Below are 14,648 nucleotides of genomic sequence, written 5' to 3' on the forward strand. Positions count from 1 at the left end.
GCTGGTAGGCGCAGGAATTTCTGCCTGGCAACCTGCCGGGCCTGAGATGAACGGTGGTTTGAAGGGGTGGACAGCATGACGGAAGAAGAAGCAAAAGACGTGCTCGAGCGGATCGAATACGAGCTCAGCCTTGGTCAGCCGCACACTGCGACACAAATCGTCATCCACGATCTGGGCTTATGGGCTTATCTGGAAAAGACCAGCGGCTTCATCACCAGTGGCGGTGTGCTGTTCGATAGGCCAGTGTTACTGCAGCCGAAATGCGATGCTTCCTTCACGGTAATGTCCAAGCCGTGAGTCGGAGCGCCTTCGCGAACAGGCGACTGGTCAGTTAATCGGGGTACAGACATGAGCATCCGCAGCTTGGCGAAGAACCTGCCACCCGACCCAGGCAATGAAGGTTGGGTGCTCGGTTGGGGTGTGCTGAGAGACCGCCATCCTTGGCATTTCGTCGATGTTTATGCCGACCAGAAGACGGCCAGGGCCGAGGCACAGCGCCGTGGTCATGGCTACGTTGTGGAGTTCGGTTCGCACCGCTTGGGGTCGGATGAATTCATCTGTGGGGTAAACCCGCCTGAAGGCTAGCGCCTGCTCATGAGGCGAGGCCGCGGGGCCGCCCCGCCTTACATCTTGCCGATCAGCCTGAGCAGCCCGCCGGCACTTAGTCCATAGCATTGAACGTATGATGCCCTCTCTCTGGGTGCGTTGGCCGGGACCTGCAATGTTCTTGAGTGTGGTTTTCCACGATGATGCTCTGGAAACTGGCAGCGCCCGCGCTTGACTCGTAAAACATGAGATATGATTTCGCCCCCGCTGCTCTCATCCAGAGCAGCGGTTCGGCTGCGTCACCCAGCCACTGCAGATTTGCCGCCACTGGGCCAGCAGGTTGCTGTTCAGCGGAGGTGGGGCTTGATAGGACGCAAACCTCAGGCCGAGGAATTGACTGTCGAGTGCACCGCAACATGTGCTCTGTAGCGAAAGTTAACGCTCAAGGATAGATTCCATGCTCAAAAAAATGCTCTGTTTCACCGCTATCGCTATTGCGACATGCTCGATTTCTGCGTGCGCGGAAGATATCAAGGAACCAACGTGCTCAGATCTAAAGCGTAATGACCAGGAAATGCTGAAGAAACAGGACGTCAAGTATCCAGAGCTCATGCGTCAATTGCGAGACAAATGCCCTAACCAAGGCAGTGAAGGCTTCGTGCCGAGCACTGCAACCAAGGGCATCATCAGATAACTGAGTGTGCTCGCCTGCGAGTGCCATATAATTGCTATCAAAACTGGTATCAACTGGACGCTGTCGCCGGCAATCCGCAATCGCCCCTAAATGATGTAGACGGAATATTATTTACAAGGACCGAAAAATGGACATCAGATTGGCCAAGCTTACTGCAACTCTAGGACTGGCTGTGATCTTGGCAGGTTGCACGGAAGAGAAGGTGCCTGAACCAACGGCAGACAATTGCGCCCCTGAGATGTACCAGAAAAACCTCGCTAGTTTGTCAAAAGAATCGAACCGGAACGAGTTCACTGCGAACTGCAAGAGCTTCCTGGCCGCCAAAAAAATGACTTCATGGAAGTTTGAAAAAAGCGCCGAAGACAAATACTGAATCCTTCAGCATGTCGAGGCGCGCCCCTCTGGAAAAGGAGCCTGACGGCTCCTTTTCCAGCTTCGGCGATTAGTCAGCGCGCTTCACAGGCGCCCACTACTCGGATGGTTTCAAATCCTCACATCTGTCGATCAAGTCATCGGCCTTATCGTTATCCGGGAGCTTCTCCCAATATTCAGGCGTGCAATGCTCTTCCGACACGGAATAGTTCAGATCATCGGCGGCCATGATGGGCGTCGATAGCATCGCAGTAGAGATAAGCAGAAAAGCGCTTAGCGTCATAATTTCATTCCCTCAAAAACCCACAGACGTTGATCTGCGGGGCTTTCACCATCGACATAGATACGAAACATCCAGTGTGGGTGAAAGACTCTCAGGGCGCGGATTTAGAATGGCGAGATGCAAAAAAGCCCAGCGCGAGGCTGGGCTTATAAATCACTGCTCCTGGGGAGACCAATTGAACTTGTAGTTCAACGGAGGTAGTTCGTAGTGCTCTGCCAGATACAGGCCTAGCATCTCGCCTTCCTTCACGTATGCCGCTGCTTTGTCGACAGTGGGATACCAGCTCACCCAAAGCGTGTCCAGTGGGAACATTTTTTCGAACGACGCGAAGCTGAACCGCCATCCTGCCATGTGGCCGGTAGCGCCTTTCGTACGAGCACATCGAATGAATGCTGCAAGACGGCGCTTGAGGTTATCCGACTCTCCAACAGTCAAAATACCGTTATCGTCAATGCCCACCGCTCGCGTGATAGCACGGTCTGCACAGATGATGTACACACCAGGTACTGCCGGCGCGCTCTGATAATGATCTACGAGCTTCAGCCACTCTGGCTCCCAGCCGTCCCAATTTTTGACTTTCATCGAACGCCTCCATCGCTTAGAGGCAAAACGATATCACAAGCGCCATCCGCGCGCTGTCGGATGCAAAAAGCCCAGCACGAGGCTGGGCCTACCGTCACGCCCGCTTGCGTCGCGCTACGATCATCTGTCAGCAATCTCTGCAGCTGGCTTGACGACCCTATCCAGGTAGTGAGTGTACTCGCCGCAGCAACACCGGCCTTACCCAGCTCAAGCGCTGCTGCGAAATATGCACCCGAAACTTGCAGTTCTGTTTCGGTTTTGACAGCTGAAGTGGGCTGACTACGCCAACGAACCGGTATGGCTGGCTGTGTATGAGGAGGCTCCGCTCGGAAATCAACGATCTGAGCGATGCAAGCGTGCTGCTCGGCCACTCGAAAGAGGGAATCACCGAGCGCGTTTACCGGCGCGTCGGAGCCATTGCCAAGCCCTCGAAAGGCTGAAGTTTCGGAACTCCATGCCTTTTATTTCGGAACTCTTGGCTTTTTTGACCCATAAAGAAAAACCCCGCAGACGTTAATCTGCGGGGCTTTCGAATGGTGGAGGCCGAGGTCGGAATCGAACCGGCGTAGACGGATTTGCAATCCGGAGCATAACCACTTTGCTACTCGGCCTCAAAGTTCGGATCTAGCTGCTTGCGCTTCGCTATCTCCTTGAAACGCTGAACCTTTTTCAAAGTTTGCTGCGTTTCGATGGGCGCCATTATGTCTGCATTCGTTTAACCTTGCAACCCCCTGAACGAAAAAAAATTTCAACGGGTTCAAGGTGTTAGCGCAGGCGGCCGAGTTTACTCCATAACCCCACCACGGTGTTCTCCACCGTGCCGCTGGCAGCCATGCCGATGCGCTCCTGCAGGCTCTTGCGTTCGGCATAGTGCAAGTGGAACAGGTTGGCCGTGCGTGCACGCTCGCTGAGGTATTCGTCGCTGGTCTGCAATTCGTCCACCAGCTTGCGGTTGAGTGCCGCAACGCCCAGCCAGACTTCGCCGGTGGCCACTTCGTCGATGTGCAGCTGCGGGCGATAACGGGCGACGAAATCCTTGAACAGCTGATGGGTGATGTCCAGGTCTTCCTGGAACTTCTCCCGCCCCTTCTCGGTGTTCTCGCCGAACACGGTCAGGGTGCGCTTGTACTCGCCGGCCGTGAGCACTTCGAAATCGATGTCGTGCTTTTTCAGCAGGCGGTTGACGTTGGGCAATTGCGCCACCACGCCGATGGAGCCCAGCACGGCGAACGGTGCGCTGACAATCTTTTCGCCGATGCAGGCCATCATGTAGCCGCCGCTGGCAGCCACCTTGTCGATGCACACGGTCAACGGGATGCCGGCCTGGCGGATGCGCGCCAGTTGCGAGGCGGCCAGGCCGTAGCTGTGTACCAGGCCTCCCCCGCTTTCCAGGCGCAATACCACTTCGTCATGCGGGGTGGCCAGGGTCAGCAGCGCAGTGATTTCGTTGCGCAGGCTTTCGGTGGCGGAGGCCTTGATGTCACCGTCAAAGTCCAGGACGAAGACCCGGCCCTTTTCCTCGGCCTTGCCTTTCTTCTTCTGCTGCTGTTTTTCCGCCTTGGCCTGCTGCTTGCGCAACGCCTTGAGTTCGGCCTTGTCGAGCAGGCCGGACTCCAGGCGCTCACGCAGGTCCTTGTAGAATTCGTTCAGACGGGTGACCTGCAATTGCCCGCCCGGTTTACGCCGCCCTTTGCCACGCAGCCCGGCGATGGCCGACAGCACCACCAGGATGGCGATGACCAGGGTGGCGGTTTTGGCGAGAAAGCTTGCGTATTCGGCAAGAAACTCCACATTGACTCCTTAAATACCTGCGCCACAACGGCGCGTAACTGTAGCAAGCATACCGTTGCGCCTGAGGTGCTGCCAGCCGGTGCAAACGCTGGCAACATCTTTCAAACAAGCTTTTCAAACGCTTGTATGTTTTTTCGTTGACAGCCCGTGTGCCGCATCCTAACCTCGCAGCAACCTCCAACAGGCCGGAACCTTCCGTGGGCAACCTCTACCTGATCCGACATGGCCAAGCCTCCTTCGGCGCCGAGGACTACGACGTCCTCTCGCCGGTGGGCGTGCGCCAAAGCCAGGCCCTCGGCGAACACCTGGCCCAGCTCGGCGTGCGCCTGGACCGCTGCGTGGCAGGCAACCTGCGCCGCCAGCAGGATACCGCGCGCCTGGCCCTGGAAGCCCTGCACGTCAGTGGCTGCGCGGTGCCGGCTATTGAGACCGATGCCGCGTTCAATGAGTTCGATGCCGACGGCGTGATCCGCGCCTTGCTACCCGGGCTGCTGCCGGACGAGCCTGATGCCCTGCACATCCTGCGTAATGGTGCACAGCATCGCAGCGAATTCCAGCGCCTGTTCGCACTGATGGTACAGCGTTGGTACGAGGGCGAGCATGCCGACGATGGCCTGGAAACCTGGCAGGCCTTCACCACTCGGGTGCGCGATGGCCTGCACCGCGTACTCGATGGCGCCGCCGGCAGCGAGAATATCGCCATCTTCACCTCGGGCGGCACCATTGCCGCCCTGCTCCACCTGGTTACCCGTATTACCCCCGGCCAGGCGTTCGCGCTGAACTGGCAGATCATCAACACGTCGCTCAGCCAGCTGAAGTTCCGCGGCCGCGACGTGGCACTGGCTTCCTTCAACAGCCAGGCCCATGTGCAGCTGTTGAAGGCGCCGGAGCTTGTCACCTATCGATGAGCCCGGCTTGTTGTGTCCCTGCGGGGACGTGTAAATCACTCTATAAGGAATGCGCCATGACCTCCGTAGCTGATGCCGTCAAAAAGATGCAAGAGAAGTTCAACCCATCCGCTGCCGCCGGCCTGGACCTGGTGTTCGGCTTCAACATCACCGACGAAGACAAGCACTACGCGCTGATCGTCAAGGACGGCACCTGCGACCTGCAGGAAGGCGAAAACCCGGATGCCAACTGCACGCTGGTGATGGACAGCGAAACCCTCAAGGGTATCGTCAGCGGCGAAACCGACGGCATGCAGGCGTTCATGGGCGGCAAGCTGCGCGTTGAAGGCGACATGATGCTGTCGATGAAGCTCAGCGAGCTGTTCCCGTCCTGAGGGCTGGCGATACCGGCTGATCAGAAACCGAAGCCTGAATGGCTTCGGTTTTTTTTTTGCCCCCGGCAGGCGGCGCTGGCTTTTTGTAGGAGCGGCCTGGTGTCGCGATGGGGCGCACCGCGGCCCCGGCGATCTTGTATCAGCGCAGCAATCCTGGGGCCGCTTCGCGCCCCATCGCGACACAAGGCCGCTCCTGCACGGTTGCGCGCCAGGCGAACAGTGCAGCTTCATCAAGGCAGTTGATCAAGCTGCAACACCCTTACCTATTTGGCATCTGGCACGCTTGTTCCAACCTCAGCAGCGCATTAGATTAGCCAATAGTCCTTGCGATCGAGAATAAGGAAAACGCATGACGCTCACCGACCAGTCCACCCAGGTACGCCCCGGCGAAGAACTCGATGCAGCCGTCATCGACCCTTACCTGAAGGCCAATATTCCCGGCCTGGACGGCCTGCCGCGCATCACCCAGTTCCCCGGCGGCGCTTCCAACCTCACCTACCTGGTCAGCTACCCGGACCGCGACTTCGTGCTGCGCCGCCCGCCGTTCGGCCAGAAGGCCAAGTCGGCCCACGACATGGGCCGCGAATTTCGTATCCTCAACCAACTGAACAGCGGCTTCCCGTACTGCCCCAAGGCCTATGTGCACTGCACCGACATCAGCCTGATTGGCGGCGAGTTCTACGTCATGGAGCGGGTCAACGGCATCATCCTGCGCTCGGACATCCCGGCCGAACTGGACCTCGATGCCCCGCGCACCGAGGCCCTGTGCAAAAGCTTCATCGACCGTCTGGTGGAGCTGCACCAGGTGGACTACAACGCCTGCGGCCTGGCCGACCTCGGCAAGCCACAAGGCTATGTACAGCGCCAGATCGAAGGCTGGACCAGCCGCTACGAAAAAGCCCTGACCCCGGATGCCCCGCGCTGGGAACAGGTAACCGCCTGGCTGCGCGAAAAGATGCCTGCCGACCACCCGCGCGCGGCCATCGTGCACAACGACTACCGTTTCGACAACGTGATCCTCGATGCCGCCAACCCCATGCGCATCATCGGTGTGCTGGACTGGGAAATGGCCACCCTTGGCGACCCGCTGATGGACCTGGGCAACAGCCTGGCCTACTGGATCGAGGCCGATGACCCGGCGCCGGTGCAACTGATGCGGCGCCAGCCCAGTAATGCACCGGGCATGCTCAGCCGCCGCCAGTTCGTCGACTACTACGCCGAGCGCGCCGGCATCCGCCTGGACAACTTTGACTTTTACTATTGCTATGGGCTGTTCCGCCTGGCTGGCATCGTCCAGCAGATCTACTACCGCTATTACCACGGCCAGACCCAGGACAAGCGTTTCGCCCAGTTCATCCACATGAACCGCCTGCTGGAGCACATGACCCTGCAGGTCATTGCCAAGTCCAGCCTCTGAGCCCGACCTCGACAACGGATAACAAGGAAAACAGCATGTCCAAGACCCACCTGTTCGACCTCGACGGCAAGATCGCCTTCGTTTCCGGCGCCAGCCGCGGCATTGGCGAGGCGATTGCCCACTTGCTGGCGCAGCAAGGTGCCCATGTGATCGTGTCCAGCCGCAAGCTCGACGGCTGCCAGCAGGTTGCCGAGGCCATCATCGCCGCGGGAGGCAAGGCCACGGCGATGGCTTGCCACATCGGCGAACTGGAGCAGATCCAGCAGGTGTTCGCCGGTATCCGCGAACAGTTCGGTCGGCTGGACATCCTGGTCAACAACGCCGCCACCAACCCGCAATTCTGCAACGTACTGGACACCGACCCGGGCGCATTCCAGAAGACCGTGGACGTCAACATCCGTGGCTACTTCTTCATGTCGGTGGAGGCCGGCAAGCTGATGCGCGAGCAGGGTGGCGGCAGCATCATCAACGTCGCGTCGATCAACGGGGTTTCACCTGGCCTGTTCCAGGGCATCTATTCGGTGACCAAGGCCGCGGTCATCAACATGACCAAGGTCTTCGCCAAGGAATGCGCGCCGTTCGGCATCCGCTGCAACGCGCTGCTGCCGGGCCTGACCGACACCAAGTTCGCCTCGGCACTGGTGAAGAACGACGCTATCCGCAATGCCGCACTGCAGCAGATCCCGCTCAAGCGCGTAGCCGACCCCAAGGAAATGGCCGGCGCCGTGTTGTACCTGGCCAGCGATGCCTCCAGCTATACCACCGGCACAGCGCTCAATGTCGATGGCGGGTATCTGTCCTGATCAGGCTTTGATTGCCATCAGCGTATAGCTCAGTGGCAGGCGCGCAGGCCGGTCACGCAAGCGCCACTCGCCATCGTTACCCTTGGCCATCTGCCCCGGCAACGCCTCCCACGGAATGCTCTGGTGCTCGACCAGAGCAGTCAGTTGCATGCCCTGGCCGAGCAAGGCGCTGATGACTTCGCCCAGGCCGTGGTTCCATTCGTGGGTTTCGCAGTGGATAAGACGCTGCTCGGTGTCGACGTAGGTCTGGTCGCTATGCCAGACCGTCGGCGCTTGCTGCTCGAAGTAGGGGTATTCCAGCTGCAGGCGGTCCTGATGGTCTTCATTGACCGCCATCAGCACCGGGTGACCGTCACGCAGGAACAGGCGCCCGCCCGGTTTCAGCAACGCAGCGACGGTACGCGCCCATGGCTCGATACGCGGCAGCCAGCAGAGCGCACCTATGCCGGTGTAGACCAGATCGAAGGTGCCGGCCGGCAACACCTCGCTGGCGGCGTAGACCTCGGCCTCGACATACCTGATTGGTGCAGCACAGCGCTCGGCCAAAGCCCGCGCTTCGGCCAGCGATGCCGCCGAATAGTCCAGGCCACAGACCTTGGCGCCGAGGCGCGCCAGCGACAGGGTATCGGTGCCAATGTGGCACTGCAGGTGGACGGTATCAAGCCCGTTGATGTCGCCGAGCAATGGCAGATCAAAGCGCACGGTATCGGACAGGTGGTCGTGATGCTGGACAAACCGTTCGACTTGGTAGTCCTTCGAGGCGGCGTGCAGCGGCGCGCGTTCGTCCCAGCTGGCGCGGTTGAGTTGCAGTGAGCGGTCCATGCTGTTTTCCCTGAGTGGCAGGCGCTCATGCTAGCCTCCACCAGGCTCACGGCGACAGGACCACCTTGCGAAAAATTGTAAAGCCAACGCGGTCCTGTGGCAGCTTGTGCAGCCGCGAAGGCGGCATTGCCGGTACTGGCGCAGGCACGGGCATACCCGCTCCCACAGAGGCTGCGATTGTGCTGTCCGCTGGTTACAGGCAAGTCGCCGCCGCGGCCCGGCGCTGTAGCGCCACGCCATCGTTTTTCTGCGCGTAGAAATCCACCCGTGCCCCACCGGCTTGCGGGTACACATCCACGAATGCTTCGGCTTCACGGGTATAAACCGTGAAGCCGCCCTGCTTGCGCGGTTCCAGATAGCCGCTGGCGTCGTCGCCGAACACCCTCTCCTCCTGCCAACTGAACTGGATGCACTGGGCCACCAGCTCCGGCGCCTTGTGCGAGTCGAGCTGCGCGGTCGGCTTGCCGCCGCGGGCCGTTTCCATGGTTGCAGAAGCACAACCCACCAGCATCAGTGCCGCGGCCATCGGCAGAATCGCATGCATGTTCCATCCTCAGGGTAAAAAAAGAAGGCGACTCTAGCACTGGCAGGCATCGCGAGTGAATTGCCTGGCGCAAACCGCTGTCGCAGCTAAGACATGCCGCCACGAGGAATCGTCATGAAACTGCACTACCTGCTACTTGCTGCACTGCCCTGCCTGCCCCTGGCTGTCGGCGCCGCGCCGTCCAGCGAAGAAAGCATCACTGCCCCGGAAACCCACAACCGCGAACTCAAGGTCGGCGACAAGGCGCCTGACCAGTACAAGCGCGATGACCAGGCCCTGAAGGACTGGAAAGGCAAAGGCCTGCCGGCACCGGAGAAGGAAAGCCACTGGGTGCGCATGGGCGATCACTACGTACTGGTGCAGATTACCAACGGTGTCGTGCTGGCGATCCGGCCAGCGCGCTGAACCTGCCCGCATCAGGCCTTCCGCTCAGCGCTGGCATGGCAAATATTTTTGCCTGCCAGCGAAACCAAATGGAGCGTTTCCAGTCTCAGGAGGTGTGCCGCAAACCGTTGCGGATCAAGGACCTATATCGTGATACCCCGTCTTGCAAGCCTTTCGCTGATCGCCGTTGTCCTGCTCACCGCAGGCTGCCATAGCCATCGCTACCATGACGACGACGATGGCTGGCGGGACCGCGACCATGAGCACCGTCACCACCATCGGCATGATCGCCATGACGACGATGATGATGACGATCGTGATTACCGCGGTGACCGCTACTACCGCTGAAGCGTCTTCTCCCCCAGATTCGCCGCCCGTGCGCGGCACCTTTACCTGATGATTCCTTCGAGGTTCGTATCATGCGTGTGACTCTGCCTTCCCTTGCCCTTGGCCTGCTGCTGTGCCAGGGCGCTTTCGCCGGTGACGGTACTGCCGCCATTGGCGGTGGCCTGGGTGGTGTTCTGGGTAACGTTGTTGGCCAACAGATCGGCGGCCGCACCGGGGCGGCCATTGGCGCCGGCCTCGGCGGCGCAGCCGGCAGTGCGGTAGGCGCAAGCAAAGGCAACCGTACCGAAGCTGCCATCGGCGGTGGCCTGGGCTCGGCTGGCGGTTCGCTGCTAGGCGGCGCGGTGGGCGGCAAGACCGGCTCCACCGTGGGCGCCGGCCTGGGCGGCGCGGCCGGTGGCGCCATCGGCAACCACCTGGGCGACAATGGCGGCAGGCACCACCGCCGTCACCGCCACTGATCCCGGTGACCAAGGGGCCGCAATGCGGCCCCTTCTGTTTTGCAAACCCTGCAGTACATCAATACCCCCTTCAGCACAATCCGGCACACTGCCTGCTACTGTCTAACGTGCCCCTGTGTGAAGGAACACCCCCTCCCCATGAACCAAGAGCTGCTCTGGGTCCTCGGCCTGCTGGCCATCGTCATCGTCCTGTTCGTCATCAACCGCCCGCGCATGGACGTGGTCGCGCTATTGGTGATCCTCGCCCTGCCGCTGTCGGGCATCCTCAGCGTGGAGCAGGCGCTGGCCGGTTTCAGCGACCCCAACGTGGTGCTGATCGCCGCCCTGTTCGTGATCGGTGAAGGCCTGGTGCGCACCGGCATCGCCTACCGCATCGGCGAGTGGATGAGCGAGCGCGCCGGCAACAGCGAAGCCCGCCTGCTGGTGCTGCTGATGGTGGCCGTGGCGGGGCTGGGGTCGATCATGAGCTCCACTGGCGTGGTGGCGATCTTCATTCCGGTGGTGCTGAGCATCGCCGCGCGCCTGCAGCTTTCGCCCAGCCGGCTGATGATGCCACTGGCCTTCGCCGGCCTGATCAGCGGCATGCTCAGCCTGGTGGCCACGCCGCCCAACGTGGTGGTGCACAGCGAGCTGGTGCGCCATGGCGAAGCAGGCTTCAGCTTTTTCAGCTTCACCCCGTTCGGCCTGGTGGTGCTGGTGCTGGGCATCGGCTACATGCTGCTGACCCGGCATTGGCTGAATGGCGAGGTGCGCAAGGATGGCCGGGTGGAAAGCCGGCGCACCTTGCTCGACCTGGTGCTGGACTACAAGCTCAATGGCCGCGAACGGCGCCTGCGCATCCGCCCGCATTCGCCGCTGATCGGCCATACCCTGGGCGAACTGGAACTGCGTACCCGGCATGGCGCCAACGTGATCGGCATCGAGCGCCTGCACAAGTTCACCACGCGGGTGATCGCTGCCGACTCGGCTAGCGTGCTGCAGCAGGGTGACGTGTTGCTGCTGGACCTGTTTGCCAACCATGACGACCTGCGCAGCCTGTGCCAGTCCATGCAGCTGGAGCCCTTGCACTTCAAGGCAGCGTACTTCATCGACCAGTCCCAGGAGCTGGGCATGGCCGAGGTGTCGCTACCACCCGGCTCGCAACTGATCGGCAAGAGTATCCTCGAACTGGCCTTTCGCACCCGTTTCGACCTCAACGTGGTTGGCCTGCGCCGCGAACAGGCGGCGATCGACGCGCAACTGGTGGAAGAGAAGCTGCGCCTGGGTGACACCCTGCTGGTGGTCGGCCCATGGAAGGCGGTGCGCCAGCTGCAAAGCCGGCCCAAGGACTTCCTGGTCCTGAGCCTGCCTGCGGAAATCGACCTGGTCGCGCCCGCGCGCAGGCGCGCACCGCAGGCGCTGCTGAGCCTGGCGGTGATGGTCGGCCTGATGGTCAGCGGCGCGGTACCCAACGTCATCGCCGCGCTGATCGGCTGCCTGCTGATGGGCGCAGGCCGCTGCATCGACATGAACAGCGCCTACCGGGCCATCCACTGGCAAAGCCTGGTACTGATTGTCGGCATGCTGCCCTTTGCCCAGGCGCTGCAGAAAACCGGCGGCATCGACCTGGCCGTAAGCGGGCTGGTCAGCCTACTCGGCGGTGCCGGCCCAGGCGCCATCCTGGCCAGCCTGTTCGCGGTCACCGCGCTGATCGGCCTGTTCATCTCCAACACCGCCACTGCGGTACTAATGGCCCCGGTAGCCGTCAGCACCGCCGCACAGCTGGGCATGTCACCCTACCCGTTCGCCATGACCGTGGCGCTGGCCGCCTCGGCCGCGTTCATGACCCCGGTTTCTTCGCCGGTCAACACACTGGTGCTGGGCCCCGGGCAATACCGCTTTGCCGACTTCGTCAAGGTCGGCGTGCCATTCACGCTACTGGTGATGCTGGTGACCGTATTGATGGTGCCGTGGTTGTTCGGGCTGTGAGGCAACTGGCACGCAATGAAGGCAGTTTGACATTATCCCGGCCGATCGCGGCAGATTGACATCAAGTACCCTGACGAAACACACTGATACGTCATTGCCCCAGGTGCTTCAAGCCGTTGTCCTGGATTTCGTTTCCGCTCTGCCGGTCGAGCCCATGGTTTTTCCAGCCCAATCGCGCCTGTTGCACGTCGTCATCTTGCTTGCCCTGACCTTCGCCCTCACCCTGGGCGGCATCCTGGCCCGCCCGATCGAATCGCTGTCGCTGTTCTGGCCGGTCAATGCGGTACTGGCCGGGGTGCTGCTGCGCTTCCCCCGGCAGGCCACGCTGGCGGGCTTCGCCCTGGTCTGGCTGGCCATGGTTGGCGCCGACCTGCTGTGCGGCAGCGCCTGGGTACCGGCCCTGTGGTTCAACCTGTGCAACCTGGGCATGGTGGTCACGCTGTGGCTGTTGCTCTCGCGTTTGCCACGCCTGCACCAGCGCATGCGTACCCCCCACGGCGTGGTCAGCGTGTTCGCCGCTTGTGCCGCCGGCGCCATGGTAGCGGCCAGCATGGCAACCGTGATGGCTGCCCCCTGGTTCGAACAGTCCTTGCGTGCTACCTGGCTGGCCTGGTTCAGCGAACAGTTCTCTACCAGCGTGCTGGTGCTGCCGGTGCTGCTCACGGCCCCCTCGGCGCGTGCCCTGGTGCGTGGCGGCGCCCAGGCGATCCGCCTGGCGCCGTTGCTGGTACTGCTCGCCTCGCTGGCGCTCGGCATTGCTTTCGGCGGCCCCGGGGCCATTGCGTTCCCGATTGCCGCGCTGTTGTGGTGCGCCTGGACGTATTCACCGTTTCTGGTTGCCCTGCTGACGCTTACCGTGGGCAGCACGCTGATTGTCGCAGTGGCGCAAAACCTCATGCATTTCATCGTGCCGCAGAGCGAGCCGGGCGTGACCACCCTGATGTCTGCGCGCCTGGGCATCGCCATGCTGGTGCTCGGGCCGCTGGTGGTCGCCTGCGTCAGCCAGGCCAACCGCAGCCTCATGGCGCGCCTGGCGCATCAGGCCAGCATCGACCACCTCACCGGCGTGCTCACCCGCAGTGCCTTCACCCGCCGCGCCAATGCCCTGCTGGACAGCCGTCAGCAACACGCCCAGGCGCTGCCCCTGACCCTGATGATGCTGGACATCGACCACTTCAAGGCGATCAACGATGCCCATGGCCATGCGGTGGGTGACCAGGTGCTGCGCCAGTTCGCCGCTGCCTTGCAAGACCAGCTGCACGATAGCGAACTGTTCGCCCGCCTGGGCGGCGAGGAGTTCGTGGTGATCATTCCGGGCCTGGCGCCCGACCGCGCCAAGTTCACTGCCGAACGCCTGCGCCGCGCGGTGCAGGACCTGCATGTGCTGCAGGCCGACCAGCGCCTGCAGATTACCGTGAGTATTGGCCTGGCCGGTTGTGCCGCCGACACGCCAGCACCCACACTGGACGAACTGCTGGCGCGCGCCGACCAGGCGCTGTACCGGGCCAAGGCGCATGGCCGCAACCGCGTGGAGCAAGCCGAGGCCCAGCGCCAGGTGATCTGAGCTAGCCGGCCAGCAAGTCCCATGACAGCTTGGCGATCAGCACGCACAATAGCACCAGGAACAGCCCGCGTACAAAACCCGCCCCCTTGCGCACCGCCAGCCAGGTACCGGTCAGCGCGCCAAGGACGTTGCACGCGGCCATGGGCAGGGCGATGGCGTACAGCACATTCCCCGAGGGCACGAAGAACACCAGCGCCGCCAGGTTGGTGGCGATGTTGACCACCTTGGCCGACGCCGAGGCGTGCAGGAAGTCCAAGGCGAAGAAGCGAATGAACAGGAAGATCAGGAAGCTGCCGGTGCCCGGCCCGAACAGGCCATCGTAGAAGCCGATCGCACCGCCGATCAGTATTGCCAGGCACTGCTCCTTGCGGCCGATCTTCGCCGGTGTGTGCAAGGTGCCGAAATCCTTCTTGCAGAAGGTGTAGATGGCCATCAGCACGATCAGCACCAGCACCGCCGGGCGCATCACGCTGGGTGGCACCCGCGACACCGTGGCAGCGCCGGCAAACGACATGACAAAGGCACTGAGCGCCGCCGGCACGATCAGGCCCCAGTCCAGGGTCACCTTGCGGATGAACGAACGGGCCGCGAAGGCCGTGCCACAGACTGACGCCAACTTGTTGCTGCCGAGCAGTGCCGCCGGTTGCGCGGTGGGCAGCACGTTGAACAAGGCCGGAATCTGGATCAGCCCGCCGCCGCCGACGGCAGCGTCGATCAGCCCGGCGGCAAAGGCGAACACGGAGAGCACAGCGATATCCAGCATGATGCGATTCCAGGCAGTGAAGACGCC

At 61.7% G+C, this 14,648-nt stretch carries 18 protein-coding genes, 1 tRNA gene and 1 pseudogene; 14 read left to right on the top strand and 6 right to left on the bottom strand.

From position 1 onward, the window contains the following. The first annotated feature begins 75 nt into the window (after nt 1-75). The 4 genes from HG549_RS15915 to trbK all read left to right on the top strand — a co-directional run bounded on the left by HG549_RS15915 (nt 76) and on the right by trbK (nt 1,613). Entirely contained in the window at nt 76-297 is a 222-nt protein-coding gene (locus HG549_RS15915) for a hypothetical protein (protein WP_170030449.1), read from the top strand. A 51-nt stretch (nt 298-348) separates the two neighbouring features. Continuing rightward, entirely contained in the window at nt 349-585 is a 237-nt protein-coding gene (locus tag HG549_RS15920; protein WP_170030450.1) for a hypothetical protein, read from the top strand. A 418-nt stretch (nt 586-1,003) separates the two neighbouring features. Continuing rightward, nucleotides 1,004-1,240 carry a hypothetical protein gene (locus tag HG549_RS15925; protein ID WP_170030451.1) on the top strand — a complete coding sequence of 79 codons (237 nt, stop codon included), beginning with the start codon at nt 1,004-1,006 and terminating at the stop codon, nt 1,238-1,240. A 127-nt stretch (nt 1,241-1,367) separates the two neighbouring features. After that, a complete protein-coding gene (trbK, locus tag HG549_RS15930) occupies nt 1,368-1,613 on the top strand; it encodes an entry exclusion lipoprotein TrbK (protein ID WP_170030452.1) in 246 nt (81 codons plus the stop codon). Nucleotides 1,614-2,048: 435 nt separating this feature from the next. Here trbK and HG549_RS15935 read toward each other — a convergent pair whose 3' ends face one another. Then, nucleotides 2,049-2,477, bottom strand: a complete 429-nt coding sequence (locus HG549_RS15935) for a hypothetical protein (protein ID WP_170030453.1) — start codon at nt 2,475-2,477, stop codon at nt 2,049-2,051. Nucleotides 2,478-2,803: 326 nt separating this feature from the next. Here HG549_RS15935 and HG549_RS26040 point away from each other — a divergent pair. Continuing rightward, nucleotides 2,804-2,917 (top strand): annotated as a pseudogene (locus tag HG549_RS26040) (integrase); the annotation flags it as partial. A 97-nt stretch (nt 2,918-3,014) separates the two neighbouring features. Here the strand turns inward: HG549_RS26040 and HG549_RS15940 are convergent. Together HG549_RS15940 and sohB are read right to left on the bottom strand one after the other, a co-directional pair. Continuing rightward, nucleotides 3,015-3,088, bottom strand: a tRNA-Cys gene (locus HG549_RS15940). A 154-nt stretch (nt 3,089-3,242) separates the two neighbouring features. Further along, nucleotides 3,243-4,268, bottom strand: a complete 1,026-nt coding sequence (gene sohB / locus HG549_RS15945; protein WP_170030454.1) for a protease SohB — start codon at nt 4,266-4,268, stop codon at nt 3,243-3,245. A gap of 197 nt (nt 4,269-4,465) precedes the next feature. On the opposite strand from sohB, the gene HG549_RS15950 reads away from it, so the two are divergent. From HG549_RS15950 to HG549_RS15965, 4 genes are all read left to right on the top strand, one after another. Then, the gene (locus tag HG549_RS15950; RefSeq protein WP_170030455.1) at nt 4,466-5,176 is read left to right on the top strand and encodes a histidine phosphatase family protein; all 711 of its coding nucleotides are present in this window, start codon (nt 4,466-4,468) and stop codon (nt 5,174-5,176) included. Nucleotides 5,177-5,232: 56 nt separating this feature from the next. Then, nucleotides 5,233-5,550 (top strand): SCP2 sterol-binding domain-containing protein, encoded by a 318-nt coding sequence (locus HG549_RS15955; protein WP_003257405.1) that lies wholly within the window; start codon nt 5,233-5,235, stop codon nt 5,548-5,550. Nucleotides 5,551-5,899: 349 nt separating this feature from the next. Next, nucleotides 5,900-6,967 (top strand): phosphotransferase family protein, encoded by a 1,068-nt coding sequence (locus HG549_RS15960; RefSeq protein ID WP_170030456.1) that lies wholly within the window; start codon nt 5,900-5,902, stop codon nt 6,965-6,967. A gap of 35 nt (nt 6,968-7,002) precedes the next feature. Next, nucleotides 7,003-7,770, top strand: a complete 768-nt coding sequence (locus HG549_RS15965) for an SDR family oxidoreductase (RefSeq protein WP_170030457.1) — start codon at nt 7,003-7,005, stop codon at nt 7,768-7,770. Here HG549_RS15965 and HG549_RS15970 read toward each other — a convergent pair whose 3' ends face one another. After that, nucleotides 7,771-8,592, bottom strand: coding sequence for a bifunctional 2-polyprenyl-6-hydroxyphenol methylase/3-demethylubiquinol 3-O-methyltransferase UbiG (locus HG549_RS15970; protein ID WP_170030458.1), 822 nt, complete (start codon nt 8,590-8,592; stop codon nt 7,771-7,773). It abuts the gene before it with no gap. 193 nt (nt 8,593-8,785) lie between these two features. Continuing rightward, nucleotides 8,786-9,136 (bottom strand): hypothetical protein, encoded by a 351-nt coding sequence (locus HG549_RS15975; RefSeq protein ID WP_170030459.1) that lies wholly within the window; start codon nt 9,134-9,136, stop codon nt 8,786-8,788. Nucleotides 9,137-9,250: 114 nt separating this feature from the next. On the opposite strand from HG549_RS15975, the gene HG549_RS15980 reads away from it, so the two are divergent. From HG549_RS15980 to HG549_RS16000, 5 genes are all read left to right on the top strand, one after another. After that, complete coding sequence (locus tag HG549_RS15980) at nt 9,251-9,541, top strand: RcnB family protein (protein ID WP_170030460.1); 291 nt, start codon at nt 9,251-9,253, stop codon at nt 9,539-9,541. A 132-nt stretch (nt 9,542-9,673) separates the two neighbouring features. Next, nucleotides 9,674-9,868 (top strand): hypothetical protein, encoded by a 195-nt coding sequence (locus HG549_RS15985; RefSeq protein WP_170034206.1) that lies wholly within the window; start codon nt 9,674-9,676, stop codon nt 9,866-9,868. A 71-nt stretch (nt 9,869-9,939) separates the two neighbouring features. Beyond that, nucleotides 9,940-10,326 carry a glycine zipper domain-containing protein gene (locus HG549_RS15990; RefSeq protein ID WP_170030461.1) on the top strand — a complete coding sequence of 129 codons (387 nt, stop codon included), beginning with the start codon at nt 9,940-9,942 and terminating at the stop codon, nt 10,324-10,326. Between the two features lie 138 nt (nt 10,327-10,464). Continuing rightward, nucleotides 10,465-12,294, top strand: coding sequence for an SLC13 family permease (locus HG549_RS15995; protein WP_170030462.1), 1,830 nt, complete (start codon nt 10,465-10,467; stop codon nt 12,292-12,294). A gap of 139 nt (nt 12,295-12,433) precedes the next feature. Then, nucleotides 12,434-13,858, top strand: coding sequence for a GGDEF domain-containing protein (locus HG549_RS16000; RefSeq protein WP_170034208.1), 1,425 nt, complete (start codon nt 12,434-12,436; stop codon nt 13,856-13,858). Between the two features lies 1 nt (nt 13,859). Here HG549_RS16000 and HG549_RS16005 read toward each other — a convergent pair whose 3' ends face one another. Further along, entirely contained in the window at nt 13,860-14,621 is a 762-nt protein-coding gene (locus tag HG549_RS16005) for a TSUP family transporter (RefSeq protein WP_170030463.1), read from the bottom strand. Nucleotides 14,622-14,648 lie beyond the last annotated feature (27 nt).

It is taken from the genome of Pseudomonas sp. SK (assembly GCF_012975065.1).
Classification (GTDB): domain Bacteria; phylum Pseudomonadota; class Gammaproteobacteria; order Pseudomonadales; family Pseudomonadaceae; genus Aquipseudomonas; species Aquipseudomonas anuradhapurensis.

Excerpts from the sequence above, each read along its gene's own strand:
- HG549_RS15915 (WP_170030449.1), top strand. The coding sequence starts at position 76 with ATGACGGAAGAAGAAGCAAAAGACGTGCTCGAGCGGATCGAATACGAG.
- HG549_RS15920 (WP_170030450.1), top strand. The coding sequence starts at position 349 with ATGAGCATCCGCAGCTTGGCGAAGAACCTGCCACCCGACCCAGGCAAT.
- HG549_RS15925 (WP_170030451.1), top strand. The coding sequence starts at position 1,004 with ATGCTCAAAAAAATGCTCTGTTTCACCGCTATCGCTATTGCGACATGC.
- trbK (WP_170030452.1), top strand. The coding sequence starts at position 1,368 with ATGGACATCAGATTGGCCAAGCTTACTGCAACTCTAGGACTGGCTGTG.
- HG549_RS15935 (WP_170030453.1), bottom strand. The coding sequence starts at position 2,477 with ATGAAAGTCAAAAATTGGGACGGCTGGGAGCCAGAGTGGCTGAAGCTC.
- HG549_RS15955 (WP_003257405.1), top strand. The coding sequence starts at position 5,233 with ATGACCTCCGTAGCTGATGCCGTCAAAAAGATGCAAGAGAAGTTCAAC.
- HG549_RS15960 (WP_170030456.1), top strand. The coding sequence starts at position 5,900 with ATGACGCTCACCGACCAGTCCACCCAGGTACGCCCCGGCGAAGAACTC.
- HG549_RS15965 (WP_170030457.1), top strand. The coding sequence starts at position 7,003 with ATGTCCAAGACCCACCTGTTCGACCTCGACGGCAAGATCGCCTTCGTT.
- HG549_RS15970 (WP_170030458.1), bottom strand. The coding sequence starts at position 8,592 with ATGGACCGCTCACTGCAACTCAACCGCGCCAGCTGGGACGAACGCGCG.
- HG549_RS15975 (WP_170030459.1), bottom strand. The coding sequence starts at position 9,136 with ATGCATGCGATTCTGCCGATGGCCGCGGCACTGATGCTGGTGGGTTGT.
- HG549_RS15980 (WP_170030460.1), top strand. The coding sequence starts at position 9,251 with ATGAAACTGCACTACCTGCTACTTGCTGCACTGCCCTGCCTGCCCCTG.
- HG549_RS15990 (WP_170030461.1), top strand. The coding sequence starts at position 9,940 with ATGCGTGTGACTCTGCCTTCCCTTGCCCTTGGCCTGCTGCTGTGCCAG.
- HG549_RS15995 (WP_170030462.1), top strand. The coding sequence starts at position 10,465 with ATGAACCAAGAGCTGCTCTGGGTCCTCGGCCTGCTGGCCATCGTCATC.
- HG549_RS16005 (WP_170030463.1), bottom strand. The coding sequence starts at position 14,621 with ATGCTGGATATCGCTGTGCTCTCCGTGTTCGCCTTTGCCGCCGGGCTG.